This is a genomic window from Ralstonia sp. VS2407, assembly GCF_052950655.1.
Window position 1 is genome coordinate 1 of the sequence record NZ_JBRFVG010000267.1, and the last position, 463, is coordinate 463.

A 463-nucleotide genomic window follows, 5' to 3' on the forward strand; every position below is an offset into this window, starting at 1 on the left:
GTTAAGAGGCGATTATCCGATCGATCCGAGAATTTTACCCAAGCTTCGCGGCATCCATCTCACGAATGAGAGATAATCGCGGGTATGAGCGCCAGTTAGCGTATCGAAAAAATGATTTCTCAAGGAACAGGCCGCAAAACTGATCTTGGGATCCGGAGAAGAAGCATGTCGGCCTCGAAATCAGGGCTCTTTCTCGTATCGCGCTGGTCTGCGCTGGTTCCGGCCGGTCTGGCACTGGCGGCGGGTGCGTTCTGCGGCCTCTTCCTCACCGATCATCTGCATGCGGCCGGCGTGGCGGTGTCGCAGAAGGGGCGCATGTTCCATCCGGGCAATCTCGCCGTCGGGCGCGGCGAGACGGTAACCTTCGTCAACGACGACAGCGATCTCCTGCACCACGTCTTCATCGAGTCCGACAGCTTCAGTTTCGACTCCGGCGATCAGGAACCGGGCAGCCGAACCCCGG

Annotated in this window: 1 protein-coding gene; it reads left to right on the forward strand. The window is 59.0% G+C overall.

Annotated features, from left to right (window positions below; genetic code table 11):
• Positions 1-165: 165 nt before the first annotated feature.
• Positions 166-463, forward strand: a 298-nt coding sequence (locus ACU8YE_RS24975; RefSeq protein WP_446930233.1) for a hypothetical protein, incomplete at its 3' end; no start/stop codon positions are given.